Origin of the sequence: Streptomyces sp. WM6378, assembly GCF_001279695.1 — a bacterium.
In the GTDB taxonomy this organism is placed as follows: domain Bacteria; phylum Actinomycetota; class Actinomycetes; order Streptomycetales; family Streptomycetaceae; genus Streptomyces.
The window spans coordinates 73,781-99,224 of sequence record NZ_LGDD01000339.1 but is presented as its reverse complement, the minus strand read 5'-3'; the positions used below and the strand labels follow the sequence as shown (position 1 = coordinate 99,224).

Sequence of the window (25,444 nt, the reverse complement as noted above, 5' to 3'; positions counted from 1 at the left end):
GCCCTGTTCTCGACGGTCCGGCTCGACGGCGTGGGCGACGTCGAGCGCGCCCGCAGGCCGTGGTCCCGGGCTCAGCCGCCTCCGCAGCCATGCCCGCCGCAACCGTGCCCACCGCAGCCGTGGCCCCCTCCGTGACCGCCGCCGTGGCCGCCCCCGTACCCGCCTCCAGAGCCTCCCTGCCCTCCTCCGCAGCCCGATCCGCCGCCGTCCCAGCGCTTGGGCCCCGCGCTCTGCGGACGCCGGCCGCCTACGCTCGGATTCGCCCGGGGCCGGGCTGTCCGCTTCGCGTCCTGCTCGCGTCGGCGCGCCTCCCAACGCTCCTCCCGCTCGCGCTTCGCACGCTCCTCCTCCCGGATCCGCTCGCGCCGCGTCGCATCGCGGACCGCGCCGTCGGCGGGCTGCCACCGGCCGAGTCCGTGATGGCGCCGCGGCAGCAGCGCGGCGACGGCGACGGCCGCGTACGTGCGCTCCTGCGCCCGGTAGGCGGAGCGCTCGATGACGGCGTACTCCACCGCGATCTCGGCGCCTTCGCAGGGCACGCCGTACAGAACCGCCTCGAAGGGCTCGCTGTGCGGGTCGATGTCGTAGTGCCCGTCGTCCGGCCCGTAGGCGGAACTGGTGCCCAGGAAGCGCCCCGCTTGGTCGGTGTCGCGGTCCTTGGGGAAGTATGCGATCAGGGGGCGGGCGGAGGTGGTGAGAGCGTCCGGATACAGCCAGCAGTAGCCGTTCGGGCCGATGCGAACGCCCACCCTGAGAGCGGGCTGGGACTCGTTGTGCAGCCGCCGCGCCGCCCGGTAGGCGACATGGCCCCGCCCGTACACGGAGCTGCCGGTCACGAGCAGGAGCAGCGCCAGGCCCTGCTGCCCTACGGCGTCGTACGCGGGCGCGCCGTCCGGCACGGACAGGCTCGCAACGAGGCCGTCGGCCAGGATCGCGACGCCGACCAGACAGAGGGCGAGCCCCAGGTAGAACTGGCGGAACCCGCGGTAGCCGTCCGACTCGGGCGCCCGATCCGGGAGAGGGAAGCGGACCTGCCCGGCCGCGGCGAGCGCGAGTGCGCGCTGGCGTCGGCGGGCCCGCAGCCGGAGGACCGCACCCATCAACGCCCAGGCGCCGACGGCCAGTTCGAGGACGTGTCCGCTGTCGGTGCGCCGGTCCAGGGAGCCGGTCGACGCCAACGAGAGGGCCGCGTCCGCCGCGACCACGAGCGCGGCCGGCACGGCTGGAACCGGAAGAAAGCGGTACCACAACGGCAGCGCGGCCAGCAGGACCGTCGCGGGGTAACCCCGCCAGTCCGTACCGCCGGACGCGGCGCCCGACCAGCCGGAAGTCAGGACGTACGGCGCGACGACCGCGACGAGCAGGACCCAACTGCCCGCGACCGGGGCGAAGACCGCCGGAACGCGGGCCTTCAGCCACCGCTCGGCATCGGCGAGGGGCCACGCCGCGATGCCGCCCTCGGGCAGAGCTCCCGGCGGCAGCCGCTTGACGTAGTCCCTCACGACGAGCTCCTTCAGCATCGTCCGGCAGTGACGCGACGCGGTATCTCCCTTTGTTTCCAGGTGACTTGGGGGCCCGGGGCCGCTGTCCGACAAGTCTGCACGACGAGGCGGAGGAGTAGCCACCCCGGACGTTCGAGACAACGGCTCGGCGGAAGCTTCTGCGGGAACGGTCGCAACCTCGCGGGCGGCCGCACGTCGTATGGGGCAAGGGCGCGGATCCGCGCCCGGTCAGCGTCAAGCGCAGCCCATGGAGGCCCCGTTGCCGAACTTGTCTCTCCTCTCCCCGGAACGCTGCGGTCAGGCGGTCCGGGCGGCCGTCCTGGTGCTGGTCCTCGCCCTTTACGCGGCGCTCATGCCGTCGTCCGCGCAGGCCACGCCCCCGACCTCGACCGCGCCGACTGTCTCGCAGTCGCAAGTGATGCCGCACCTGAAGGCACTGCAGCGCATCGCCGACCGCAACGGCGGCAACCGCGCGCATGGCACCCAGGGTTACGCACAGTCGGTGGCGTACGTGCGGCACGCGTTGGACCGGGCGGGCTTCCACACGGAGCTCCGCCACTTCTCGTACGGCGGCGCGGACGGCTACAACCTGATCGCCGACTGGCCGGGCGGCGACCCGAACCATGTGCTGCTCACCGGCGCCCATCTCGACAGCGTCGCGGCGGGACCCGGGATCAATGACAACGGGTCCGGCGCTGCGGCCGTCCTGACCACCGCCCTTCAGGTGGCCAAGGCCGGCCTCAAGCCCACCCGGCATCTGCGCTTCGCCTGGTGGGGAGCGGAGGAACTGGGACTGATCGGGTCGGCGGACTACGTACGCGGCCTCTCCGCCGACGACCGGAAGGCGGTCGACCTGTACCTCAACCTCGATCAGGCGGGCAGCAAGAACACCCAGCAGTGGCTCGTCGTGAACGACGCGGCACATGGTGAGAGCGCCGCGTTCCAGGCGTTCCAGGCATGGTTCGCCGCCCGGGGCATCGCCACCTTCGACATCGGTGTGGGTGGCTCGGACCACGAGTCGTTCGGCAAAGCGGGCATCGCGTCGTCCGGCTTCAGCACCGGTATCTCGGACTGCATCCACAACGCCTGCGACAACCTCGCCAACGTCGATCCAGTGACGGAGACCACCAGCACCAACGCCCTCATCGGCGTGGTGTGGCAGTTCGCCGCCACCGCCCGGTCCTGACCACCGCCCCAGGAAGCAGAGATGCGCACACCACCGACTCACCTCCGCCGTACGACGAGAGCGGCGCTGGCGGCCGCCACCGCCCTCGGCATCGCTCTGACGGCCGTCCCCGCCGGCGCGACAGGCGTCAAGGACCCTTACTTCCCCGACGACGGCAACTCCGGCTACGACGTGGCCCATTACGACGTCCACATCGGCTACGACCCGGCGCGCGCCGACCATCTGGACGGCGACACGACCGTCACGGCGCGTGCCACCCACACCCTGGACCGCTTCGCCCTGGACCTGAAGGGCTTCGAGGTCGCCTCCGTCACCGTGAACGGCGCCCCGGCGAGGTCGTTCTCGCGGTCCGGGGAGCACAAGCTGGTCGTCGAACCGGCTCACCGGGTGGCCAAGGGCACCACGTTCGCGGTCCGGGTGAAGTACGCCGGCCGGCCCGACGCCGAGGGCTGGCACGTCCTGGCCAGCGGCGGCGCGAACGCGGCGGGCGAACCGCACGCCGCGACCTCCTGGTACCCGTCCAACGACCACCCGTCCGACAAGGCCACCTTCGCCCTCACCGCGACCGTGCCCGACGGCTGGGCCGCCATCGGCAACGGCCTGCCCGGCCCGACCACCACCGAGGGCGGCAGGACGACCTTCCGCTGGCGCGAGGACCGGCCGATGGCCACCTATCTCAGTACGGTCGCCATCGACCGGTTCACCGTCCACCGCTCGCAACTCGCCGACGGCACACCGGTCATCACGGCCTACGGTCCCGACGTGCCGGTCGACACGCCGACCGAGGCCCTGCAGAACGACATCCTCGGCTTCCTGGTATCTAAGTTCGGCCCGTACCCGTTCTCCTCGGCGGGCGCCATCGTCGTCGGCTGGTCCACGGGTCCGCACGCCCGCGCGCTGGACCTGGAGACACAGAGCCGACCCACCTACACGGGGGGTCTGTTCGACGTCGCGGTGGTGCACGAGAACGCCCACCAATGGTTCGGCGACAGCGTCTCGTTCAGCGACTGGCGCGACGGCTGTCTGGCCGAGTGCTTCGCCCAGTACGCCAACCAGCTGTGGGAGGAGCACAAGGGAGCCAACCTCGACACAGGCTTCTATGCCCCACTCATCAAGGAGAACAAGGACAACCCGGCTTACTGGTCCACCAAGCTCTACGACCCGGGCAAAGGCAAGGAACTCGACCCCGCCCTGTACTTCAAGGGCTCGCTGATGCTCCACGCGCTGCGGCGCACCGTCGGGGACGACGCGTTCTTCGACACCCTCCGGCGCTGGACCAGCTCCCACGCGTACGGCAATGCCTCCTTCCCGGAGTTCGAGGCGCTGGCGGCGAAGGTGTCGGGCAAGGACCTCAAGGGCTTCTTCGACGCATGGGCCCACGGGACGACGATCCCGCCGAAGCAGTACCTCTACCCGGGCGGCCTGGCTGCACTGGCCGACCGGTAACCGCCCGCCAGAGCCCGCCGCCGCCCGGATCGGGTCCCGTCCCGGCGGCGGTGGGCCTCGGGTTCCTGAGAGACGTCAGCCGTGGTGGGGGTAGTCGGGCAGTGCGATGGCGTTGGCCGCGTGGGTGAGCTCCTCGGAAGAGCTCGGGCTGCCGTTGGTCTTGCGACGGGCGAGCTGCTGGTTCTCGCGGACGTACTCACGCATCAACTGCTCGTAGCGGGCGAAGGCCACACGGTGGTCGTCCGGGTGGTTGGCGAGCTCTCCCGCGAGTACGTAGGCGCCGACCAGGGCGATGCTGGTGCCTTGGCCGGATCGCGGTGAAGGGCAATAGCCCGCGTCCCCGACGAGCCCGACCCGCCCTGTCGACCAGCTTTCCATGCGGACCAGGCTCATCGAGTCGAAGTAGAAATCCGGCGCGTCCCACATGCTCGCAAGGAGGCGGGGCGTTTCCCAGCCGACGTCGGCGAAGCGCTCGGCGAGGATGTTCTTCTGCTGCTCGGGATCGCGGTGGTCGAAGTCGAGTTCCGCGGACCGGAAGAGCAGCATCGCCCTGGCCTCGGTGTTGTGCCGGGCGCTGTAGACGCCGACCAGCGCGTCATCGATGGTGTGGTACATCTGCCAATGGTCGAGGCCGAGGAAGTTGTCCACGCTGAAGATGGCGAGATAGCTGTCGAGGAAATGGAGGAATTCCGACTCCGGGCCGAAGGCCAGCCGCCGCACGCCGGAGTGCAGGCCGTCCGCGCCGATCACCAGGTCGAAGCGGCGTGGACGTTCGTGCTGGAAGCGGACCTCGACGCCGTCGTCGTCCTGTGTGAGGGAGGTGATGACATCGCCGAACAGATAGTCGTTCCCGTAGCGACTCGCGTCGAACAGCAGGGTCGTCAGGTCGTCCCGCATGATTTCGACGTCGTCGTTGTCGATGAGGCCGCCGGTCAGGGTGGCCTCGGTGGACCTGGACAATTCCTCACCCCGACCGTCCACGAACGACATGCCGCGCATGTCGGTGGTGGCCGCCCGCACCTTGTCGAGCAGCCACATCCGTTCCACGACCTGTAACGCGACGCCGCGGATGTCGATGGCCTGCCCGCCCCTGCGCAGCCCGGGTGCCCGCTCCACGATCGTCGGGTGGAACCCCGCGCGCTGCAACCAGTGAGCCAGCGTCAGCCCCGCGACACTCGCTCCGGAGATCAGAACATTCCTCTTTCGCATGGCCTCTCCCAATGTTGTCGACGTGTACGCCGGTGACCGCTTCGTCCGCGTCCGCGGACTCCTTGAGTCTTGACACGGGATGACGCGACGGCAATGCCCAGATCGGCAAGCAATAGTTCCGTTCTGAGCAACTACCGTGCCTGGAGCCCTGACACCCGCGGAACCGGGCAGGTGCGGTGCGGTCGGGCGGAATCAGACCGAAGCCGTGTGCTGGCCGGATCCGGTCAGCTGCGCGAACGCCCGGGAAACCGCAGCCAGTTGGGCCGCCTCGGCGTCCGTTCCGATGGCGGCCCCGTCTCCCAGGAGAGGCGGGGGACAGGCGAGGTCCGGGGCGGGCGGTGAGGCGGTCGCCCGGTCCAGGGCGGCCAGGATCGACGCCGCGCAGGCGGTGGCCGCGCTGTCCGGTCCCGTCGGGGACGGGTCCCGCAGGTGCGGACGCAGGAGCAGCAGGCCGTCGTGGATCTCGATGACGCGGCGGTAGAGGGCGAATCCCAGGGCGCGAGGCGCGAGTTCGGTGAAGCCGCGCCGGGGCCCCAGCAGGGCGATCTCCGGGAAGCTCCGGCAGAGGGCGGACCACAGCGGTGTCAGTGCCCGATAGGTGCGGTAGGACCACCACCAGTGACGCAGCGCGGACCATGCGGCGGTGCTGCCGCCCGCGATGAGCAGGGCCGCGCACAGCAGACCCAGGACCGCGGAGACGCCGTCCTCGCCGTCGGTCTGGCGGCCGGTGAACAGGGCGAGCCGGATGTCGTCGAACCCCCAGGCCGTCCACACCACGCCCGCGGCCGCGCCGGCGCAGAGCAGGCGCAGTCCGACGCGCAAGGCTCCGTCGGCCCGCCGGGATCTGTGCAGGGAAGCCCGGCACAGGGCCGCCGCGTGCCAAGCCGGGTAGAGCGTGATGGTCGTGTTGTAGGCGACCAGGAACGGACGGTGGCGGGTGTCGACGAACAGTTCCCCGGAGGCGTGCTGGATGTGGGCCGCCGAGAAGAGCAACACCAGGGCCAGGAGCGTCAACCCGGCTGTGATGAGCTGCCGTTGAACCGATCTGGCGGTCACCAGCCCCATGCAGGCGACCGCCGCGATCCGCAGCAGGTCGCCCGCGAGCATGGGCAGGCCCGGCAGGGCGAACGTGTCCTCGACCGCCCGGGCGGTGGCCGGAGCGAGGACGACGAGGGCGGCGCCCAGGCAGAAGGCGAAGCGGTGCACGTACTGCTGCGCGGCGCCGCGTCGCTCGGCGCGCAGCGTGCTCCACCGGTACAGGCCGAACACACACAGGGCGAGTCCGGCCAGGCACTGGAGGACGTCAGTCACGGCCACCCCGCCACCGGGCGGAGTCGAGGAAGGGGTCCGACGGCCGGGCCGGCAGGTACCAGACCGCGCGCTGGAGGATCAGCGAGGCCAGCAACTCGGCCTCCCGCTCCTGTGGATCGGTGTAGACCGTCCGGCCGAGGACGCGCCGCACAAGACCCGGCGAGAGGTGTGGGGTGAGCTCCGTCGAGAGGGTGCCGTCGTGTCCGCACAAGAGGTGGGACAGCTCGTGAACGAGGATGTGCTGGCGGTGCAGCGGGGCCGTGTCCGCGGCGTACGCGATGTAGTCGGCGAGTTCCGCCGAGACCAGCAGGCCGCACGGTAAGCCGGGATGCCAGTCGGTCGGCATGAGTTCGATCGGCCGGCCCCGCTGCTCCGCCACGGCGGCGATGAGTTCGACCGCGTCGAAGGGAACGGGGAGCTCCAGCGAGGCGGCGATGTCGCGGCACCTTCGCAGCCGGTCCCTGGAAGCGCGGCCCGCCCGATCGGTGCCCCAACGGCCGGGCATCATCGGCCGGTCGAGCGGCGCCGGTCGGCCTCGCGACGGGCGATGGAATCGATCAGGTCGCGTACGGTCCCCAGTCCGTCGGGGGAGAGGTGGACCGCGCGCAACGCGACATCGCGCACACCGGCGTCCCGCATGGCGGAGAGGAGGGCGACCTCCTCGCCGACCTTGGCGCCCTCCGCGTCGTCGAAGAAGTACGCGACGGGCACCTGGAAGAACGCGGCCAGCGCTTCCAGATGGCGCTTGGTGGGGTTGTCCCGGCGGCCGGTCCGCAGCTGCCACAGATAGGTGGCGGAAAACGTCTCTCCGCTCGACTCGCGGCAGGCCCTGGCCACTTCCTCGTTGCTGTAGGGCGAGCGGTCCGGGCGGCGTACCGCCTGGAAGAGGGCCTCTATGCGCTCCGCCAATGACTGGGCCCCGGCCTCCGGCACCGTCCCACCTCCGTTCAGTAACGGCATAGTAAGCGACCGCGCGCGGGACGGGACCGGCACCGTCCGATCTCAACTGAGATGAATGAACTGGTCAATCTCTTCACATCAGTTGACACTCTGGCATCCCTTCGATCAGGCTTCGACGCGGAGTTGCACGTCCGTCCGATCAGCCCTTGTGAATGAAGGAGCACCCCCATGAGACGCACTGCCGCCGCCTTATTGACCGCGCTGTTGGCGATCTGCGCAGCCGTCGCCCTGCCCGGCACGGCGCAGGCCGCTGCCAGCCCCGGTTCGTGCACCACCCACTACGGCGGTCCGATGGGCAGCGCTTCCTGCTCAGGCGTGGCCCCGGGCACCCAGTGGCGGGCCGTGGTCGGCTGCTTCTACGTGGTGAGCGGCCAGCCGGTCCCGTTCCAGGTGGTCGGCAACATCGTCACCGGCGACGGCACGTCGACCGGCGCGTGTACGGGAGCCTCCTACGCGACCAAGTACATCGACGCCGTGGTCGTGGGCGTCACGGGCAGCCAGGGACGGCTGGTCGGCTACGGCGGCAAGTGCGTGGACATCCGCAGCGGAAAGACCACGGTCGCCACCCCCGTGCAGGTCTACGACTGCAACGGCACCGGCGCCCAGTGGTGGACCCTGGGCACGGACCACACGGTGCGCGCGCTCGGCATGTGTCTCAACGTGGTGTGGGGACGCAGTGAGAACGGGACCAAGGTCGAGATCTACGACTGCCAGCAGGGCAGCCAGAGCGAGCAGTGGGTCCCGCAGCCGGACGGCTCGCTCAAGAACGCCCTCACCGGCAAGTGCCTCGACGACCTCGGCTTCAACACCGCCAACGGCACGCAGCTGGGCATCTGGGACTGCAACGGCCTGGCCAACCAGAAGTGGGTACTGACCCCCTGACGGACCACCCCGCCCCTGCCCCTCTCGCCGCTCGCGCGACCGAGCGGTCGGGAGGGGTGTCAGGGGGTAGCCGTGGTGTGGCCTGACCACGCGGGCGGCCAGGGCGATCACGGGGCTGTCACTGACGTTCTGCGCATCAGGAGTGGACCAGCTACCGCACACGGCGGCCGCGCCACTCCGCGCGGTTACTTGGCTGGTTTGCCGGGCTGGTCGTGGGTCGCGCAGTGGATGCCGCCTCCGCCGGAGGCGATGGTGTCGATCTTCACGGGGACGACGTCCCGCTTGGGGAAGTGGTCCTGCAGGATGCCCTTGGCCCGGTCGTCGGCCCGGGCGTCGCCGAAACGGGGCATGAACACGGCGTCGTTGGCGACGTAGAAGTTCGCGTAGGTGGAGACGAAGTCGTCGCCCCGGCCAGTGATCTTGTCGAGGTCGGGCTGCGGCAGGTCGATGACCTCAAGTCGCTTGCCGCGCGCGTCAGTTGCCTCCTTGAGGACCGCCCGGGCCTGGTCGGCCGACCGGGCCCAGACGTCCGGCGGGCTGCCGGGGAAGGCCTGGTCGACCAAGACGACACCCGGCGCGGTGAACCGGGCGATGCTGTCGACGTGGGCGTCGGTGATGTCCTTGCCCCGCACCCCGGCCAGCCAGAGCACCTTCTTGACGCCGAGGCTGCTCTTCAGCTCGGCCTCGATCTGGTCGCGGGTCTTGCCGGGGTTGCGGTTCTTGTTGACCACCGAGCTCTCCGTGACAAGGAGCGTGCCCTCTCCGTCGGTCTCGAAGGAACCGCCCTCGGCGACCAGCGGCGCCTTGACGCGCGCGATGCCGTACTTCGCGAGCAGCACCCGGCCGACCTGGCCGTCGTTGGTGTGCACCTGCTTGTTGCCCCAGCCGCTGAAGTTGAGGTCGACGCCCAGGGTGCGGCCGTTCTCCGCCACGAAAACCGGCACTGTGTCGCGGGCCCACAGGTCGTCCACCGCGAGCGGGATCACCTCGACCTGGGAGCCGCAGGCCCGCTGGGCCGCCGCCTGCTGGTCGGGCCGGGCCATCAGCACCACGGGCTCGTACTCCGCGACCGCCCGCGCCACGCGCGCGATGTCCTCGCGCACGGACGGCAGTTGCTCGCCCCACACCGAATCAAGGGCCGGCCAGGACATGAACGTCCGGGCGTGGCTGTCCCACTCGGCGCCGAAGCGCCGGCCCGCGCTCTGTTCACCCGCGGCCGAGGGCGAGGAGGAGGTCGCGTCAGCCGGGTCGTTCCCGGGACTGCAGGCCGTGGAGGTGACGGCGAGGGCGCCGACTCCGGCGAACGTGCGCAGTGCGGTGCGCCGGGACACGGGGGGAAGCGGCACGGAGAAACTCCTGCCGAAGAGGGCGTCGAGCAGCCGCCTGCCTGTGGGGAGGTGGGTCATGGGTGGTGCTCCGCATCAAGTGCTGTGCATTGGTGGGGCTATTTTCGCACTGACTGAAAATTCAGTCAAGATATGGAGAGGGGGCGCCACCTCGAACGGGGCATGCCCGCAGCCTCAGGCCCGTGCGCTCGGGAGGAGCTCGCGCTCCAAGGCGGCCGTGATGTGGGCCCTCGCTTCCCGGGTGGTGATCAAGCCGGCCAGCCAGCGCCCGCTCAGCCCCTCCACCAGGGCCGTCAGCCGGATCGCGGCGGCTCGTGAGTCGACGGACGCGGGGATGGTTCCGTCGTCCTGGCCGTCGGCGATCAGCTCGGCCAGGTCGACGAGCCAGCGCTCGGTCAGCGCGGTCAGGACCGGCCGCAGCCCTTCGTCGAAGGTCGCCGCCGCACGGACCTCGCCCCACACGGCGGAGTTCTCGCGTACGGCGGCATCGTCCTGGAATTCCGCGGCAAGCAGCCGGAGCAGCAGCTCATGGGCGGGGGAGTCGTCGTCCTCCGCGATGTCCGCATAGCCCTCAGCGCGGTCGTTGACGTACTCCAGCGCGCTGGTCACCAGGCCCGCGCGGTCGCGGAAGTGGTAGTAGATCAGCGTCTTGGACACGCCCGCCTCGGCGGCCACGTCCTCCACCCGCAGCCCTCGGACGCCCCGCAGGGCTATCACTCGGCAGGTCGCTTCCAGCAGCTTGGCGCGTCGAGTACTCACCTTCGTACAGTAGCCACTCAGGTGCGGTGCGCTCGCCGTACGGCACGTGCCGCTATCGGCGAGCGAGCCGCTCCAACTCCACGGCGACGGCCTCAAGGAGCAGGGTGCGGGCGTGAGCCAAGGGGAGAATGCCGCTGAGCCAGCGCATGCTGAGACCTTCGAGGAGCGCGGTGAGCCGCTCGGCCGAGGCGGCCAGGCTGGTGGCCGGGGACATGGGGCTGACCTGGCCGAGGAGATCGGCGATCTCCTGCACCCAGATCAACGTGGCCTTGGCGAGGTCTTCCCGGAGCTCGGGCTCGAATATGGCGTTCGCCCGCAGCTCGCCCCAGGCGGTGCTGTTCTCCCGCACCACGGGCTCGTCCTGCAGTTCAAGGAGCAGGGTCTGTTCCAGCTCCTGCCGGGGACTCAGCGGTGCGGCGTCCGTTTCGCGCTCGGTGGTGTAGCGCTCGGCGCGGTCGCTGATGAACTCCAGGGTGCGGCGCAGGATTCCGGCGCGGTCCTTGAAGTGGTAGTAGATCAGCGCGGTGGACACCCCGGCCTCGGCGGCCAGCTCCTCGACGCGCAGGCCACGCACCCCGCGCCGGGCGATGACCCGCGCGGCTGCTTCCATGATCGCTGTTCTACGGTCGCCCACGGTTCCCCACCCTATCCGCCCCGGTCAGGGCCCTGTCCCCTGGTTCGTCGCACAAAGGGCAGCGGGCCTCGCCGCCCAAGCCTTGGGGTACCCGGTCCGCTTGTATCGCTTTGTATCGCCGCCGAACCTCTTGACTGAATTTTCAGTCAGTGCGATGTTCAGGCCACGTGCTGCCGGCCCGCCCAATCGAATGTCGGCCCCGATCGAAAGAGATCTCCCCTCATGCGCATCCATGACCCGGCCTTCGCGCCCGTACAACGCCCCCGCCCGAAGGCGCGGACATGCGGCTGACACCCACGGAACGCGACCGGCTGCTGCTGTTCGGCGCCGCGGAACTGGCCCGGGCCCGCAGAGCCCGGGGGTGCCTCCTGAACGTGCCCGAGGCGACCGCCCTGATCGCCGACACCGTGTGCGAGGCGGCCCGGGACGGTGCCCGCCTCGCCGAGGCCGTCGCCGCGGCCCGCCTGGTGCTCGGGTCCGGGGACGTACTGCCCGGCGTGCCCGATGTCGTCACCGAGATCCATGTGGAGGCGGTCTTCGACGACGGGAGCAGGCTGGCCGTCGTCAGCGATCCTTTCGGCGGGGGCGGCCTCGGGGCCCGCGCGCCGGGGGCGGTACTGCCCGGCGCCGAGGCGGTCCCCGGCCCCGAGCCGGTGTGTGTGGTGACGGTCCGCAACACCGCCCCGGTCCCGGTCAGCGTCACCTCGCACTTCCACTTCTTCGAGGCCAACCCCCGCCTGGACTTCGACCGGGCCGCCGCCTTCGGAATGCGGCTGGCCGAGCCCGCGGGAACGTCCACGAGGTTCGCCCCGGGCACCTCCCGCGAGGTCCCGCTCGTGCCCATCGGCGGCGACCGCGTCGTCATCGGCTTCGCCGGTCTGGTCGACGGGCCGCTGGACGCCCCGGGTGCCAAGCGGGAGGCGCTGCGCCGGGCGGCGGCGTGCGGCTATCTCGGTGCCGGCCCGAACGACGACCAAGACCTGGAGGCGGCACCGTGAACAACTCCATCGACGCGCGCGAGTACGCGGCCGTGCACGGCCCGCGGGCCGGTGACCGGGTACGCCTCGGAGACACCGGCCTGGTGGTGCGGGTGGAGTCCGACTCACAGGCCCCGGGCGATGAGTTCCTGGCCGGGTTCGGGAAGACCGCCCGTGACGGGCTGCACCTGAAGGCGGCCGCGGTCCGCGAGACCTGTGACGTCGTCATCAGCAACGTCCTGGTGATCGACGCGGCCCTCGGGATCCGCAAGGTGTCCATCGGCATCCGCGAGGGGCGGATCGCGGCCATCGGCCGGGCGGGCAACCCGGACACGCTGTCCGGGGTGGACGTCGTGGTCGGCACCGGCACGACGATCGTCTCCGGCGAGGGCATGATCGCCACGGCGGGCGCCGTCGACACCCACGTACACCTGCTGTCGCCCCGCATCATGGAGGCGTCCCTGGCCTCCGGTGTCACCACGATCATCGGCCAGGAGATCGGGCCGGCCTGGGGCGTCGGCGTCAATTCACCCTGGGCGCTGCGCCACGCGTTCAACGCCTTCGACGCCTGGCCGGTCAACATCGGCTTCCTCGGCCGGGGTTCGTCGTCGGACGGCGCGCCGTTGGTGGAGGCGCTGGCCGAGGGTGGCGCCTGCGGGCCACGAGGACATGGGCGCGCACACCCGGGCGCTCGACACCGCGCTGCGCGTGGCGGAGGAGCACGACGTCCAAGTCGCCCTGCACAGCGACGGGTTGAATGAATGCCTCACCGTCGAGGACACCCTGAAGGTGCTCGAAGGTCGCACCATCCACGCCTTCCACATCGAGGGCTGCGGCGGCGGACACGTACCCGATGTGCTGAGCATGGCGGGCGTTGCGAACGTCATCGGGTCGTCCACCAACCCCACCCTGCCGTTCGGCCGGGACGCGGTCGCCGAGCACTACGGCATGATCGTGTCCGTGCACGGCCTGCAGCCGGAGCTTCCCGGCGATGCGGCCATGGCCCGCGACCGCATCCGCGCGGGGACCATGGGAGCCGAGGACGTGCTCCACGACCTCGGGGTCATCGGGATCACCTCGTCCGACGCGCAGGGCATGGGGCGGGCCGGGGAAACCGTGCGCCGCACCTTCGCCGTCGCCGGGAAGATGAAGGCCGAGCTCGGCCCCCTGGAGGGCGACGGGCCCGGCGACGACAACGCCCGCGTCCTGCGCTACATCGCCAAACTCACCATCAACCCGGCGATCGCGCACGGCCTTTCGCACGAGGTCGGCTCCATCGAGACCGGCAAGCTCGCGGACATCGTGCTGTGGTGGCCCCATTCCTTCGGTGCGAAGCCCCAGTTGGTCCTCAAGGCCGGCTTCCCCGCCTACGGCGTGACCGGCGACCCCAATGCCGCCACCGACCGCTGCGAACCCCTCGTCCTCGGCCCGCTGTTCGGCGCCCACGGCGCGACCGCGGCCGACCTGTCGGTGGCGTTCGTCAGCCGGGCCGCCGCCGAGTCCGGGTCCTCCGGCCGGCCGTACGACGCCCTGGCGACGCGGCGCCGACGGGTCGCGGTGCGCGGCACCCGCGGCATCGGCCCGGCGGACCTGGTGAACAACACGCGCCTCGGCGAGGTCCAGGTCGGGGCGGACAGCGGACTCGTGACCCTGGACGGCGCCCCGATCCGCTCCGGCCCGGCGCAGGAAGTGCCGCTGAGCCGCCTGTACTTCCTGTAGCCGGGTGGCCGAGATCCTTCGGTCCTTTGTCTTGACTGAATTTTCAGTTCGGTGGAGTATTCCGGGCACACCAGCGGTCAGCACGGCCATCGTCCGCCCGGATCGAACCCTGAACGACCGGTCCGGAATCCGCCACCCACCCCCGTGGCCCCCCTTTCGCAGTCCTTTCGAAGTCCTGACGAAGAGAGTTGTGATGACCTTCCGCATGCCCGCCGAGTGGACCGAGCACGAGCGCTGCCTGATGGCGTGGCCCACCCGCCACGACCTCTGGGGCGCCGTCCTGGCGCAGGCCAAGCAGGAGTACGCCCAAGTGGCCCGAGCCATCGCGGAGTTCGAGCCGGTGACCATGGTCGCGCCGCCCGGCCACGGAGACGACGCCCGCGCACTGTGCGGCGACGGCATCGAGGTGATCGAACTGCCCCTGGACGACTCGTGGTTCAGGGACTCCGGGCCCATCTTCGTGCTCGGCCCCGACGGCCGCCGGGCCGGCGTCGACTTCCGGTTCAACGCATGGGGCGGCAAGCACCATCCGTACGACGCCGACGACCGCGTCAGCGCGCTGCTCCTGGAGCACCTCGGCGAGCGCACCGTCCGCTCCGAAATGGTCCTGGAGGGCGGGGCGATCACCGTGGACGGCGAGGGCACCCTGATCACCACCGAGCAGTGCCTGCTCCATCCCAACCGCAATCCGCGCCTGAGCAGGGAGGAGATCGAGGCGGAGCTGAAGGCCGGGCTCGGCGTCACCAAGGTCATCTGGCTGCCGTACGGCGGGCTCCTGGACACCGAGACCGACGGACACGTGGACGGCGTCTGCGCCTTCGTCGCCCCGGGCCGGGTCCTGGTCCAGCTCCCCGATGATCCAGGGCACCCCGACCACGCCCGGATGCGGGCCAACCGCGCGGTCCTCGAAGCCACCCCGGACGCCCAGGGCCGCACCCTGGAGATCATCGACCTTCCGCAGAGCGCGTTCACCGAGGTCGACGGCGCCCCCGTCGAGGTCGGCTACCTCAACTTCTACCTGGCCAACGGCGGGGTGGTCGTCCCCGTCGCCGGCCTGCCCCAGGACGCCGAGGCCCTGGCGGTCATCGCCGCGGCCTGTCCTGACCGCAAGGTCGTCGGCGTGCCCGCCCGGGCGCTCGCCCACGGCGGCGGAGGAGTCCACTGCATCACCCAGCAGGTGCCCGCCGCGCCTGATTCCTCGCGCTGAGCGCCGCCGCCCGTCCGCCAGGCCTGTAGCCGCCCAGGCCGCCCCCCTCACCCTCCATCGTGCCCGTACGGAGAGGAACCGCTCCGATGCCCATTCCACCGCCCCGGCCAGGAGGACGCCGTCCCCACCGGCTCGCCCTGATCGCGACGGCCCTGGCCGCCGCCCTCCTCATCTCCGCCTGTGCGGGACCTCCCGGCACCAACTCCCCAGGAAAGACAGCGGACTTCGAGCTCTCCGCCGGCACCCCGCCCGCCAAGGGCGAGATCGGCTCCTTCAGCTGGGCCCTCTACGCGGAGCCCCCGACGCTCGACTACATCTCCGCCTTCGACTACCCGCAGAACATGATCCTCTCCAATGTCTGCGAGAGCCTCATGCGCTGGACGCCCCAGCTCAAGCTTGCGCCGGGCCTGGCCGAGAAGGCCACCAACCCCGACCCGCTGACGTGGGTCTACGACCTGCGCCCCGGAGTGCACTTCCACGACGGCAGTACCCTGACCGCCGACGACGTCGTGTTCAGCCTCGGCCGGCAGATGAACCCCGACAACGGAGCCGCCTGGGCGCAGGTCTTCCAGAACGTCGCCACGCTCACCAAGACCGGCCCGCTCCAGGTCACCGTAAAACTGAAGCAGCCCGACTCCCAGTTCCCCCAGTACATGGCGACGGCCGCCGGCGTGGTCGCGAGCCGGGCCGGAGTCCGGGCGGCGGGCAAGGAGTACGGCACCTCGGGCGGCCTCGACTGCACCGGACCGTACAAGCTCGGGACCTGGAGCAAGGGACAGTCGATCGAACTCGACCGGTTCGCCGGCTACTGGGGCGCCAAGGCCAAATCGGGGAAAGCGGTGTTCCGCTTCCTCACCGACTCCTCCGCGCGTACCAAGGCCATGCTCAGCGGCGAAGTGGACGGCGGATACCTCATCCCCACCGAGAGCTACGGCGCACTGCGCTCCAGCGGCGCGGGCACCCTCTACTTCGGTGAGGGCCTCAGCACCGACAACGTCAACGTGACCGACATGCACGGTGTGCTCGGTGACGTCCGCGTCCGGCGCGCCCTGGCCCTGGCCCTGGACCGTCGGGGCTTCGTGAAGACCGGCCTCGGTGGCGCAGGGACCGTCACCAACTCCCTTACCGCCAAGGCGGCTTGGGTCACCGCGCCCGAGCAGGTCCGGCACGAGGCCTTCGACGGCCTCCCCTCCGTCGAGCCCAACCTGGACGAGGCCCGAAGGCTCGTCAAGCAAGCCGGAGCCACCGGAAAGAAGGTGACCGTCGCGACCAGCTCGATCGGCCAGGACGTGTCACTGCTCGCCACCGCCCTCCAGGCGGCCGGCACCCAGATCGGGCTCGACGTCCAGCTGAAGACGATCGCCCCCAACGCCTTCACCGCACTGTTCACCGACCCCAAGGCACGCGAGGGCATCGACCTGTTCCCCGAGACGTACTACGACTCCATCACCGACCCCCTGGACCTCCTCAGCAACTTCCGCACCGGCTCCTACCAGAACTACGCCGGATACAGCGACCGCGCCTACGACCAGCTCGTCGACCAGGCACGCGCCGCCTACGACCCGGCCACCCGCTTCGCCGTCGAGGCCAAGCTCCAGCAGAAGGCGGCCGAGCAGGTGTTGTGGATCCCGGTCGCCGAATGGCCGACCGCCGTGTTCCTCAACAAGCGGATCACTGGCGCCCCCACCACCATCTCCTACCTCTACTACCCATGGGCGGCGGATGTGGGGGCCGCACAGTGAGCTTCCTCAGATTCGCCCTGCGCCGCCTCGCCGAAATGGCGGCCACACTGCTCGCCGCCTCGTTCGTGATCTTCGGCGCGATGTATCTGGCGCCGGGCAGCCCGGCGAGCTTCCTCCTCTCGGGGCGCTCCGCCTCGCTGTCCGCCCTGGAGGCGATCAACCATCAGTACCACCTCGACGACCCGTTCGCCGTACGGTACTTCCGCTGGCTCGGCCAGCTCCTGCACGGTGACTTCGGCCGCTCGATCACGTACCGCACGGACGTGTCGCGGCTGCTCGCCGACCGGCTGCCCAGCACCCTGCTGCTGGTAGCCATGGCGCTCGGTCTCGTCGTGGTCGCGGGCCTCGTCCTCGGCCGGATCGCCGCGGTGCGGGGCGGCGTCGTGGATTCGACGATCCTGGTCACCACCACGCTCGCCGTCGGCACCCCGTCCTTCGTCGCCGCGGTGCTGCTCCAGGGCCTGTTCGCGGTGCGGCTGCACTGGTTCCCGGCCGGCGGAACCGGCGACGGGCTCGCCCGGATGATCTGGCACCTGACCCTGCCCGCCATCGCGCTGGCCCTGTACCTGATCGGCATGCTGGCCCGCGTCACCCGCAGCGCCATGCTCGACGTCCTGGGCCAGGAACATGTCACGGTGGCCCTCAGCCGGGGCGTGCCCCGACGCAAGGTGATGAGCCGTCATGTGTTCCGCAACGCGCTCGGCACCGTGCTCACCACCGGCGGCCTGATCGTCTCCACCCTCCTGGTGTGCACCGTCCTGGTGGAGTCGGCGTTCGGTGTCGGCGGCATCGGCCAGCTCCTCGAACTCTCCATCACCACCAAGGACTTTCCCACCGTGCAGGCCATCTCCCTGACCATGGTCGGCCTGTTCATGGCGGTGAACCTGGTCGTCGACCTGGTCCACCCCCTGGTCGACCCGCGCATCGCCCTCAGCCCCCGGAGGTCCGCCGCATGAGCGTCGCCGTCCTGCGGCGCCCCGGCCTCTCCCGGCTCCGCACGCCCCACGCACCGCTGTACCTGCTGTGCCTCGGCTTCGTCACCCTCGTCGTGCTGGCGGCGCTGCTCGCCCCCTGGCTGGCTCCGGCCGACCCCAACGCGGTGGACCTGGGCAACGCGCTCGCGGGCCCGTCCGCCGCCCACCCCTTCGGTGTCGACTCCTCCGGCCGCGACACCCTCGCCCGCCTCGTCATGGGTGCCCGCGCCTCGCTCCTCGGCCCGCTCGGAGTGGTCGCCTTCTCCACCCTGGCGGGCGTGGCCATCGGAACCACCGCCGCCTGGCGGGGCGGCTGGCTCGACTCCGTCCTCTCCCGCAGCACGGAACTCGTCTTCGCCTTCCCCGGCATGCTCCTCGCGATCCTCATCGTCGCGGTGTACGGAGAGGGGCTCACCGCACCCGTCATCGCGCTCGCCGTCGCCTACCTCCCGTACGTCAGCCGGCTCACCCGCTCCCTGGTGCTCGCAGAGCGTGAACGACCTTATGTGAACGCCTACTTGGTGCAGGGTCACTCCGGGACGCAGATCTGTCTGCGGCACGTCCTGCCCAACATCGGGCCCGTCGTCCTCGCCCAGTCCACCATCAACTTCGGCTACGCCCTGATCGACCTGGCCGGACTCTCCTTCCTCGGCCTCGGCGTCCCCGCGCTCACCCCCGACTGGGGCCGGATGGTCCTCGACGGCCAGACCGCCATCCAGCGCGGCTACCCCCTGTCGGCGATCTGGCCGTGCGCCGCGATCGTGCTCACCGTCGTCGCGTTCAACGTGGTCGGCGAGCGCTGGGCCGACCACGTCGCGAGGAGGGACCGATGAACACCCCTGCCACCGTCGAGGAGCCGTCAGCCGTCCCGTACGTACTCGACATCAAGGGTCTGCGCCTGCGGCTGCCGAGCACCGCCCGGCCCGTGCTCGACGGCGTCGACCTCAGTGTCTCGGCCGGGGAGACCGTGGCGCTGGTCGGCGAATCGGGCTCCGGCAAGACACTCACCTCACGCAGCGTCCTGCGACTGCTGCCACCCGGAGCCGGCGCCTCGGGCACCGTCCGGGTCGCGGGCGAGGACGTGCTCACCATGACCGCCGCACGCCTGCGCGCCCTGCGCACCGGCACGGCCGCCATGATCTTCCAGGACCCCCGGGCGGCCATCAACCCGCTGCGCCGGATCGGCGACTTCCTCACCGAGAGCCTGCGCCTCAACACCATGATGCCCGCCGAAGAAGCCAACCGGCGCGCGGGGGAGATGCTCGTGGCGGTCGGTCTCACCACCGCCGCGCTGCGCCGCTACCCGGGCCAGCTCTCCGGCGGCATGCTCCAACGCGTCATGATCGCCGCCGCGTTGATGGGCGAACCGGCGCTGCTCCTCGCCGACGAGGCCACCACCGCCCTCGACGTCACGACCCAGGCCGAAGTCGTCGCGCTCCTGGCCGACCTGCGGGACCGCTTCCGCACCGCACTGCTCTTCGTCACCCATGACCTCGGCCTCGCCGCGACCATCAGCGACCGGGTGTACGTCATGTACGCCGGGCGGATCGTCGAGACGGGTTCCGCCGACGCCCTGTTCGCCCGGCCCCGCCACCCGTACACGGAGGCCCTGCTCGCGGCCACCCCACGGCTCGACGCGCCGCAGGGCCGACTGGCCGCCATTGACGGTCAACTCCCGGATCTGCAGGCCGAGTTGACCGGCTGCCCCTTCGCGCCGCGCTGCGTCCACGCCACCACCGTCTGCGCGGAACAGGCGCCCGCCGACCGGCCGGTCACGGGTGACCCGGGCAGGGGTGTGCACCGTGTCGCGTGCCACCACAGCGACCGCGTCCAGGGGAGCGCCACTCATGGCTGAGACCGTTCTGCAGGTCAGCGGCATACACCGTCGCTTCGGGAGCGTCCGGGCCGTCGACGACGTGTCGTTCTCCCTCGCCAGGGGTGGAGCGCTCGGCATCGTCGGCGAATCGGGCTCGGGCAAGACGACGACCGCCCGGATCGTCGTGGGCCTGGAGGGCGCGGACGCGGGCCGCGTACTGGTGCGGGGTCACGAGCGCACGGGTCGTGCTCGTGGCCGGGCCGCCAGGCTGGCGCGGGCCCGGGAGGTGCAGATGGTCTTCCAGGACCCCTTCCTCTCGCTGGACCCGAGGGTCTGCGTCGAGGCGGCACTGCGGGAAGCCCTGCGGCTCCACTTCCCCGGTGCGGACCATTCCCGGCGCCTGGCCGAGCTCCTCGACCAGGTCGGCCTGGGTGACCGGGCCCGTGACGCACTTCCCCGGCAGCTCTCGGGCGGCCAGCGCCAGCGCGTCGCCATCGCGCGGGCGCTGGCCGTGGAGCCGGCCATCCTGGTCCTCGACGAGGCCGTGGCGGCCCTGGACGTGTCGGTGCAGGCGCAGATCCTCAATCTGCTGGCCGACATCCGGGCGGAGACCGGCGTCGGCTATCTGTTCATCACCCATGACCTCGGCGTGGTGCGCTGCGTCACCGACGACGTGATCGTCATGCGGCAGGGCCGGATCGTCGAGTCGGGCAGCACGGACCAGGTTCTCTCGGAACCCCAACACCCTTATACGCGGCTCCTGCTGGACTCGGTTCCGCGCCCGGGATGGGACCCGCGAGCCATCGTGGCCGCACGTCGAGCCCTGCAACAGACCCCACTCCTTGAGCACCGTACCCAACCGATCGGAGACCAGAAATGACTGACCCCTCCGCATCCGGCGCCCCATCACCCCGCCAACTGGGCCGAAGAACCTTCGTGGCCGCCGCCGGACTAGCGGCAGCAGGTACGGCCTGGGCGGCGACCGCCACAGGCAGGGCTCACGCCGCCGCGGCCCCCGAAGGCATCGCCGTGCCCCTCGACACCGCTGCGCACACCCGGACCTGGATGGCATGGCCCGACAGCAGCGCCATCTGGGGCCGCCAACTGGCCGGAGTTCAGGCCGACATCGCCCTCGTCGCGAAGACGATAGCCAGGTACGAACCCGTCACTGTCTGCGCCAATTCCGCCAGTGTCGCCACGGCGCGCAGCGCGTGCGGCTCGGCCGTGACCGTGCTCGGCTCGATCCCGGTCGACGACTGCTGGATGCGCGACACCGGGCCGGTCTTCCGCACCGACGGTGCCGGAGGCTTGGACGCCATCGGCCTCAACTTCAACGGCTGGGGCAACAAACAGGCCCACGCGAAGGACGCCCTGGTCGCCCAGCGGATAGCGGCGAGCCTCGGTGTGCCGTTCACCGCGGCGGGCGTCGTCGGCGAGGGCGGCGCGGTGGAGACGGACGGCAACGGCACCCTCATGGCGACCCGGAGCAGTCTCATCAACACCAACCGCAACCGGAACATGAAGCAGGCCCAGATCGAAGCGGCCCTGTGCGAGGCGTTCGGCGCCACGGAAGTGATCTGGTTCAACGGCGTGACCGGGCGGGACATCACCGACGACCACGTCGACGCGACCTCCAGGTTCCTGGCGGCCGGGGCGGGGCTCGTCCAGCTGCCCCTGGCCACCGACAACGACGCCTGGTCCAAGGACGCCCGCCAGCAGTACCAGACCCTCTCCGCATCCCGCGATGCCGCAGGCAACCCGATCCGAGTCACCCAGCTCCAGGGCCCCGACTACGGCCTCATCCGCTCCAGTAACCCCAACTTCGTTGCCGCGTACGCCAATTACTACGTCTGCAACGGCGGGGTGATATCCGCCCAGTTCGGCGACGCCCGCGCCGACGCCGCGGCGAAGGCCACCCTCCAGCGGCTGTTCCCGGGCCGGGTCGTCGAGCAGCTCGACATCGACCGCCTCGGCGCGGGCGGCGGCGGCATCCACTGCGTCACCCAGCAGCAGCCGCGGCGATGAAGGCGGGGTCGGCCGCCGGAACGGAGCGAGTCTCGTGGTGAGTGCTCAGTCCTTGTGAGCCGCGATCGCGATCTGGACGAACGATCGGATGACGGGATTCGTGTCATCCTCCCTCCAAGCCACCACCATGCGGCTCGGTGGCATGTCGACCAGCGGCACCACGGCCAGCCCCTCGCCCGGCTCGTGGTCCAGGAGCGTCATGCCGACCGTGCCGTTCCACAGCACGGCTTGCCTGCATTCCTGGACGGCGCGCACCACAGGACCTTCGCGCGGCTCGCCGCCGCTCCAGTACGCCTGCCAGAGGGGGTCGGTACCTTGCGGGAAGAGGAACCAGCGGCGGTCGGCCAGGTCGGCCAGTTCCAGGCTGTGGCGGACGGCCAGCACGTCGTCGGCGCGCAGCAGCGCGCCCACCGGATCGCTGCGCAGTTCACGCACACTCAGGCCGGTCTCGTCGAACGGCCCGCGGGTCAGGGCCACGTCGACCCCGCCGGCGTGCAGCCCGCAGGTGGGATCGGTCAGGTCCGCCTCGCGGACCCGGACTTCGACCTGCGGGTGCCGCCGGCGGTAGGCGGCGGCCAGCCGTGTCGCGCGCGGGTCGGTGCTGTCGCCCAGGATGCCGATGGTGATGGCCGTGGCGCCGGCCGCCGCGGCCACACGTCCCCGTACCCGGTCGGCCCGGGCGAGCAGGGCCCGCGCCTCGTCGAGCAGCACCGCTCCCGCCGGGGTGAGCGCGACACCGCCCGGGGAGCGGTCGAACAGCGCGGCGCCGAGCTCGGTCTCCAACTGTTTGATCGCCCGGCTCAGTGGCGGCTGACTCATGTGCAGCCGTCCGGCGGCCCGGCCGAAATGGAGTTCCTCGGCGACTGCCACGAAATAGCGCAGCGTACGTAGCTCCATGCTGTGACGATACCCGCTCGGTATCGGCCTCCCGGAATGGGTCTTGGACGGCCCGCCGCCCCTGGCGGTGGAATCGAGGCATGACTGAAGAACAGAAGGCCAGTGAGCCGATCTCCGATCCCGCCGTCTCGGTGGTCGGCCCGGGCGACGGCGAGACGATCGTTCTGGGCACCACGCGGCTGCGCATCCTCGAAGACGGCAGCAACACCGGGCACCGCCTCGGTCTTGCCGAGTCCGTCCTCGCGCCGCACACGCCCGGACCGCCGCAGCACCGGCACGCCCAGCACGACGAGGGCTTCTACGTCATCTCGGGCACCGTGCGGTTCACCGTCGGAGAGAAGGACTACGACGCGGGCGCGGGCACCCTCGTGATGGTCCCACCCGGAGCCCCGCACACCTTCGCCAACGTGACCGACCAACCGGCCGTCATGCTCAGCACGTTCACGCCGGACCTGTACGTCCAGTACTTCCGCGATCTGCGGCAGATGATCGCCGCCGGCCAGGCACTGACCCCACAGGCGACCGTGGAGACGATGAGCCGTTACGCCACCGAGCCCGCCACCGACTTCACCCAGGGGCCGAGGGAATCGTGAACGTCGCCTTTTGGAGCGCGGCCGGCCTGCTCGCGCTGTTCTATCTCTACGCGGGCGGGCTGAAGGTGGTCCGCGGCCGTGAGCGGCTCCGGCCGATGATGGCCTGGGTGGACAGCACGCCGATGCCTGCGGTCAGGGCCATCGGGCTGATCGAAGTGCTCGGAGCGGCCGGGCTGATCCTCCCGCCGCTGACCGGCATCGCGCCCTGGCTGGCCCTGGCCGCGGCCGTCGGGTTCATGGTGCTGCAGATCGCCGCGACCGGGGTTCACCTGAGCCGCGGAGACCGCCGGCTCGCACTCAACATCGTGCTTTTCCTCCTCGCGGCGGTGACCGTCTGGCCGGCGGTTGCTCGGCTGTGACGTGAGTCTGGGGAGGTGTCACGGCCGAGCAGGCCGGGGCCGCTGTCGACCGGCGGCAGTCGGCTGGATGCCAACTGCCGCCGGTATGAGCCCAGTTGATGCGTCGACTACCGAAGGACGCCGTGCACGGCCTCGGGGTCGGTGGGGGAGAGGCGGTTGCTGGTGGCCTTGCGGGTGAGGGCGGGCGGCGGGGTCACGTAGGTGGGGGTGGGGTCGGCTTCGGGGGCGCAGGCCTTCGCTATGCGCCCGCCTCCCTTGGGGAGGCTGCCGTCGCGGAGGTAGTCGGTGAAGGTGTCGTCCAGGCAGGCGTTGCCGTGGAAGAGGATCTCGTGGAAACTGCCGCCGTTCTGGACGACCAGCTTCGAACCGGGCAGCGCGTCGTGCATGGCGAGCCCGCCCTCGTACGGGGTGGCGGCGTCCTCGGTGGCCTGGAAGAGCAGCACGGGCGGCAGGCTCTTACCGGTGATCTTCATACGGCCCGCCGGGTTGCCCTGGTAGGGCAAGAACATGCAGGCGGCGTTGTACCACATGTTGTTGTACGTGTAGAAGGGCGCCGACGCGTTCACACCGGCCTGGTCCTTCTTCCAGAACTCCCAGTCGCGCGGCCAGGCGCTCTCGGTGCACTGCGCCGCGTTGTACGCGGGGAAGGCGCCGTCGTCGGCGCCCGGCGCCGCGTACAGGTTGTAGGCGATGTTCAGCGGCCGGGTGTCGTGCTGGGTGACGTAGGCGGAGAGCACGGTGGCCATGCGCGGCCAGCGCAGGAAGTTGTAACCACCGCCGTAGAAGGTGTCCTCGAACTCGGCGGGACCGATCTTGCCGGGGGCCGGGGCGGCGTCCGCGGGGTTGCTCCGCAGGTCCGCTTCGACCTGCTGGTACGCCTTCTCGACGGCGGCCGCGTCCGTACCGAGGTGGTAGACCGAGTCGGCCTTGGCCGCCCAAGCCGCGAAGGCGTCGAAGCGGCGCTGGTGCTCCTTGTCCTGGAGGACGTTGTGGTCGTACCAGCTGATGGTGGGCCCGACGATGCTGTCGAGCACCATCCGCCGGACGTGCGAGGGGAAGAGCTGGCCGTAGGTGGAGCCGAGCGAGGTGCCCCAGGAGCCGCCGTAGAAGTTGATCTTCGGCGCTCCGAGTGCCCGGCGGATGCTGTCCATGTCGCGCGCGTTGTCGACGGTGGTCATGTGCGGCATGAGCCAGGACCAGTCGGCCGCACAGTCGGCGGCGTACCCGGCCGCCTTCTTCAGCCAGGCCTTCGAAGTGCCCTGGCTCACCTGGTAGTCGGGCCGCTCGCCGTCGAAGTAGTGGGCGTCGCAGACGACATGGGGATCGCTGCCGTTGGTGCCGCGCGGGTCGAAGCCGATCCAGTCGTAGGTCGAGGCGACGTCCTTCGGGATCTGCCCGGAGATGTAGGCGGGCATCCAGAGCCCGGAGTCTCCGGGGCCACCGGGGTTGAGCAGGATCGGACCCTGCTGCTTGCTCTTGGGCGCGGTGGCGGGGAGCCGGTTCAGCTTGATCTTGATCTTCCGGCCGTGCGGGTCTGCGTAGTCCACCGGCACGTCGAGCATCGCGCACTGCAGCGCGGGTGTGCTGGTGTCGTTGCAGGAGCTCCAGACGAGCTTTCCCTGCCCGGTGTCCGCGGCCGCGGCCGCGTCGGGTGCCGCGCTGGCGGACGTTCCAGTGAGGGCTGCGACGGCGGTGGCCGCCGAGAGCAGGGCGATGATTTTTCTCATGGAGAGCATGATGTGATATGTGAAATTTTACAGCTAGAGAACTGACGGGACGTTATCAAGCTGTGACTGGAGCGGAGTCGGGGACACCCGCCCCGAGGCCGCGCCCTCTTCTTAAGCCGTCGCCCGCCGAACCTCGTAGCTCCAGCGTGTGAGCGCCCGGACGATCGTTTCGG

Annotated in this window: 23 protein-coding genes and 1 pseudogene; 14 read left to right on the top strand and 10 right to left on the bottom strand. The window is 70.7% G+C overall.

The window, feature by feature from the left end:
* Positions 1–71: 71 nt before the first annotated feature.
* Positions 72–1,502 (bottom strand): hypothetical protein, encoded by a 1,431-nt coding sequence (locus ADK54_RS38435; protein WP_199827131.1) that lies wholly within the window; start codon positions 1,500–1,502, stop codon positions 72–74.
* Positions 1,503–1,761: 259 nt separating this feature from the next.
* Here ADK54_RS38435 and ADK54_RS38430 point away from each other — a divergent pair, with 259 nt between their 5' ends.
* Together ADK54_RS38430 and ADK54_RS38425 are read left to right on the top strand one after the other, a co-directional pair.
* Positions 1,762–2,688 carry a M20/M25/M40 family metallo-hydrolase gene (locus ADK54_RS38430; protein ID WP_234392380.1) on the top strand — a complete coding sequence of 309 codons (927 nt, stop codon included), beginning with the start codon at positions 1,762–1,764 and terminating at the stop codon, positions 2,686–2,688.
* A 21-nt stretch (positions 2,689–2,709) separates the two neighbouring features.
* Complete coding sequence (locus ADK54_RS38425) at positions 2,710–4,134, top strand: M1 family metallopeptidase (protein WP_053730462.1); 1,425 nt, start codon at positions 2,710–2,712, stop codon at positions 4,132–4,134.
* Positions 4,135–4,209: 75 nt separating this feature from the next.
* Here the strand turns inward: ADK54_RS38425 and ADK54_RS38420 are convergent, their stop codons facing one another.
* The 4 genes from ADK54_RS38420 to ADK54_RS38405 all read right to left on the bottom strand — a co-directional run bounded on the left by ADK54_RS38420 (position 4,210) and on the right by ADK54_RS38405 (position 7,614).
* Positions 4,210–5,343 (bottom strand): FAD-dependent monooxygenase, encoded by a 1,134-nt coding sequence (locus tag ADK54_RS38420; protein WP_053730461.1) that lies wholly within the window; start codon positions 5,341–5,343, stop codon positions 4,210–4,212.
* Positions 5,344–5,535: 192 nt separating this feature from the next.
* Positions 5,536–6,654 (bottom strand): MAB_1171c family putative transporter, encoded by a 1,119-nt coding sequence (locus ADK54_RS38415; protein WP_053730460.1) that lies wholly within the window; start codon positions 6,652–6,654, stop codon positions 5,536–5,538.
* Positions 6,647–7,162, bottom strand: a complete 516-nt coding sequence (locus tag ADK54_RS38410) for a ParH-like protein (protein ID WP_053730459.1) — start codon at positions 7,160–7,162, stop codon at positions 6,647–6,649. Before ADK54_RS38410 ends, ADK54_RS38415 begins: the two co-directional genes overlap by 8 nt.
* Positions 7,159–7,614: a hypothetical protein gene (locus tag ADK54_RS38405; protein WP_053730458.1), complete on the bottom strand. Its 456-nt coding sequence runs from the start codon at positions 7,612–7,614 to the stop codon at positions 7,159–7,161. The genes ADK54_RS38410 and ADK54_RS38405 overlap by 4 nt, the downstream gene beginning before the upstream one ends.
* 168 nt (positions 7,615–7,782) lie before the next feature.
* Here ADK54_RS38405 and ADK54_RS38400 point away from each other — a divergent pair, with 168 nt between their 5' ends.
* Entirely contained in the window at positions 7,783–8,496 is a 714-nt protein-coding gene (locus ADK54_RS38400; RefSeq protein WP_053730457.1) for an RICIN domain-containing protein, read from the top strand.
* A 185-nt stretch (positions 8,497–8,681) separates the two neighbouring features.
* On the opposite strand, the gene ADK54_RS38395 is transcribed toward ADK54_RS38400, so the two are convergent.
* The 3 genes from ADK54_RS38395 to ADK54_RS38385 form a co-directional block, all read right to left on the bottom strand.
* Complete coding sequence (locus ADK54_RS38395) at positions 8,682–9,902, bottom strand: agmatine deiminase family protein (RefSeq protein WP_078966964.1); 1,221 nt, start codon at positions 9,900–9,902, stop codon at positions 8,682–8,684.
* Between the two features lie 114 nt (positions 9,903–10,016).
* Complete coding sequence (locus ADK54_RS38390; protein ID WP_053730456.1) at positions 10,017–10,601, bottom strand: TetR/AcrR family transcriptional regulator; 585 nt, start codon at positions 10,599–10,601, stop codon at positions 10,017–10,019.
* Between the two features lie 52 nt (positions 10,602–10,653).
* Positions 10,654–11,211, bottom strand: a complete 558-nt coding sequence (locus ADK54_RS38385; RefSeq protein WP_053730455.1) for a TetR/AcrR family transcriptional regulator — start codon at positions 11,209–11,211, stop codon at positions 10,654–10,656.
* 305 nt (positions 11,212–11,516) lie between these two features.
* Between ADK54_RS38385 and ureA the strand changes: the two genes are divergently transcribed.
* The 9 genes and pseudogenes from ureA to ADK54_RS38340 all read left to right on the top strand — a co-directional run bounded on the left by ureA (position 11,517) and on the right by ADK54_RS38340 (position 21,695).
* Entirely contained in the window at positions 11,517–12,233 is a 717-nt protein-coding gene (ureA, locus tag ADK54_RS38380; protein WP_053730454.1) for an urease subunit gamma, read from the top strand.
* Between the two features lie 8 nt (positions 12,234–12,241).
* Positions 12,242–13,931: pseudogene (locus ADK54_RS38375) on the top strand (urease subunit alpha).
* Between the two features lie 193 nt (positions 13,932–14,124).
* On the top strand, positions 14,125–15,138 hold the full coding sequence (locus ADK54_RS38370) for an agmatine deiminase family protein (RefSeq protein WP_234392378.1): 1,014 nt from the start codon (positions 14,125–14,127) through the stop codon (positions 15,136–15,138).
* Positions 15,139–15,224: 86 nt separating this feature from the next.
* Positions 15,225–16,880: an ABC transporter substrate-binding protein gene (locus ADK54_RS38365; protein WP_053730453.1), complete on the top strand. Its 1,656-nt coding sequence runs from the start codon at positions 15,225–15,227 to the stop codon at positions 16,878–16,880.
* Positions 16,877–17,836 carry an ABC transporter permease gene (locus tag ADK54_RS38360; protein WP_078966962.1) on the top strand — a complete coding sequence of 320 codons (960 nt, stop codon included), beginning with the start codon at positions 16,877–16,879 and terminating at the stop codon, positions 17,834–17,836. Before ADK54_RS38365 ends, ADK54_RS38360 begins: the two co-directional genes overlap by 4 nt.
* Positions 17,833–18,687, top strand: coding sequence for an ABC transporter permease (locus tag ADK54_RS38355; RefSeq protein WP_053730451.1), 855 nt, complete (start codon positions 17,833–17,835; stop codon positions 18,685–18,687). Before ADK54_RS38360 ends, ADK54_RS38355 begins: the two co-directional genes overlap by 4 nt.
* Complete coding sequence (locus ADK54_RS38350) at positions 18,684–19,709, top strand: ABC transporter ATP-binding protein (RefSeq protein WP_053730450.1); 1,026 nt, start codon at positions 18,684–18,686, stop codon at positions 19,707–19,709. The genes ADK54_RS38355 and ADK54_RS38350 overlap by 4 nt, the downstream gene beginning before the upstream one ends.
* Positions 19,702–20,550: an ABC transporter ATP-binding protein gene (locus ADK54_RS38345; RefSeq protein ID WP_053730449.1), complete on the top strand. Its 849-nt coding sequence runs from the start codon at positions 19,702–19,704 to the stop codon at positions 20,548–20,550. The genes ADK54_RS38350 and ADK54_RS38345 overlap by 8 nt, the downstream gene beginning before the upstream one ends.
* Entirely contained in the window at positions 20,547–21,695 is a 1,149-nt protein-coding gene (locus ADK54_RS38340) for an agmatine deiminase family protein (protein ID WP_053730448.1), read from the top strand. Before ADK54_RS38345 ends, ADK54_RS38340 begins: the two co-directional genes overlap by 4 nt.
* Before the next feature lie 45 nt (positions 21,696–21,740).
* On the opposite strand, the gene ADK54_RS38335 is transcribed toward ADK54_RS38340, so the two are convergent.
* Complete coding sequence (locus tag ADK54_RS38335; protein WP_053730447.1) at positions 21,741–22,592, bottom strand: LysR family transcriptional regulator; 852 nt, start codon at positions 22,590–22,592, stop codon at positions 21,741–21,743.
* 80 nt (positions 22,593–22,672) lie between these two features.
* Between ADK54_RS38335 and ADK54_RS38330 the strand changes: the two genes are divergently transcribed.
* On the top strand, positions 22,673–23,185 hold the full coding sequence (locus ADK54_RS38330; protein WP_053730446.1) for a dimethylsulfonioproprionate lyase family protein: 513 nt from the start codon (positions 22,673–22,675) through the stop codon (positions 23,183–23,185).
* Complete coding sequence (locus ADK54_RS38325) at positions 23,182–23,544, top strand: DoxX family protein (RefSeq protein ID WP_053730445.1); 363 nt, start codon at positions 23,182–23,184, stop codon at positions 23,542–23,544. The genes ADK54_RS38330 and ADK54_RS38325 overlap by 4 nt, the downstream gene beginning before the upstream one ends.
* Before the next feature lie 107 nt (positions 23,545–23,651).
* On the opposite strand, the gene ADK54_RS38320 is transcribed toward ADK54_RS38325, so the two are convergent.
* Positions 23,652–25,271 (bottom strand): alpha/beta hydrolase, encoded by a 1,620-nt coding sequence (locus ADK54_RS38320; RefSeq protein WP_078966975.1) that lies wholly within the window; start codon positions 25,269–25,271, stop codon positions 23,652–23,654.
* Positions 25,272–25,444: the final 173 nt, after the last annotated feature.

Bases quoted from the DNA above. Each gene is read 5' to 3' on its own strand.
- ADK54_RS38385 (WP_053730455.1), bottom strand. From the start codon at position 11,211: ATGGAAGCAGCCGCGCGGGTCATCGCCCGGCGCGGGGTGCGTGGCCTG.
- ADK54_RS38425 (WP_053730462.1), top strand. From the start codon at position 2,710: ATGCGCACACCACCGACTCACCTCCGCCGTACGACGAGAGCGGCGCTG.
- ADK54_RS38395 (WP_078966964.1), bottom strand. From the start codon at position 9,902: ATGACCCACCTCCCCACAGGCAGGCGGCTGCTCGACGCCCTCTTCGGC.
- ADK54_RS38405 (WP_053730458.1), bottom strand. From the start codon at position 7,614: ATGCCGTTACTGAACGGAGGTGGGACGGTGCCGGAGGCCGGGGCCCAG.
- ADK54_RS38400 (WP_053730457.1), top strand. From the start codon at position 7,783: ATGAGACGCACTGCCGCCGCCTTATTGACCGCGCTGTTGGCGATCTGC.
- ADK54_RS38340 (WP_053730448.1), top strand. From the start codon at position 20,547: ATGACTGACCCCTCCGCATCCGGCGCCCCATCACCCCGCCAACTGGGC.
- ADK54_RS38420 (WP_053730461.1), bottom strand. From the start codon at position 5,343: ATGCGAAAGAGGAATGTTCTGATCTCCGGAGCGAGTGTCGCGGGGCTG.
- ADK54_RS38350 (WP_053730450.1), top strand. From the start codon at position 18,684: ATGAACACCCCTGCCACCGTCGAGGAGCCGTCAGCCGTCCCGTACGTA.
- ADK54_RS38335 (WP_053730447.1), bottom strand. From the start codon at position 22,592: ATGGAGCTACGTACGCTGCGCTATTTCGTGGCAGTCGCCGAGGAACTC.
- ADK54_RS38355 (WP_053730451.1), top strand. From the start codon at position 17,833: ATGAGCGTCGCCGTCCTGCGGCGCCCCGGCCTCTCCCGGCTCCGCACG.
- ureA (WP_053730454.1), top strand. From the start codon at position 11,517: ATGCGGCTGACACCCACGGAACGCGACCGGCTGCTGCTGTTCGGCGCC.
- ADK54_RS38370 (WP_234392378.1), top strand. From the start codon at position 14,125: ATGACCTTCCGCATGCCCGCCGAGTGGACCGAGCACGAGCGCTGCCTG.
- ADK54_RS38365 (WP_053730453.1), top strand. From the start codon at position 15,225: ATGCCCATTCCACCGCCCCGGCCAGGAGGACGCCGTCCCCACCGGCTC.
- ADK54_RS38320 (WP_078966975.1), bottom strand. From the start codon at position 25,271: ATGAGAAAAATCATCGCCCTGCTCTCGGCGGCCACCGCCGTCGCAGCC.
- ADK54_RS38345 (WP_053730449.1), top strand. From the start codon at position 19,702: ATGGCTGAGACCGTTCTGCAGGTCAGCGGCATACACCGTCGCTTCGGG.
- ADK54_RS38410 (WP_053730459.1), bottom strand. From the start codon at position 7,162: ATGATGCCCGGCCGTTGGGGCACCGATCGGGCGGGCCGCGCTTCCAGG.
- ADK54_RS38330 (WP_053730446.1), top strand. From the start codon at position 22,673: ATGACTGAAGAACAGAAGGCCAGTGAGCCGATCTCCGATCCCGCCGTC.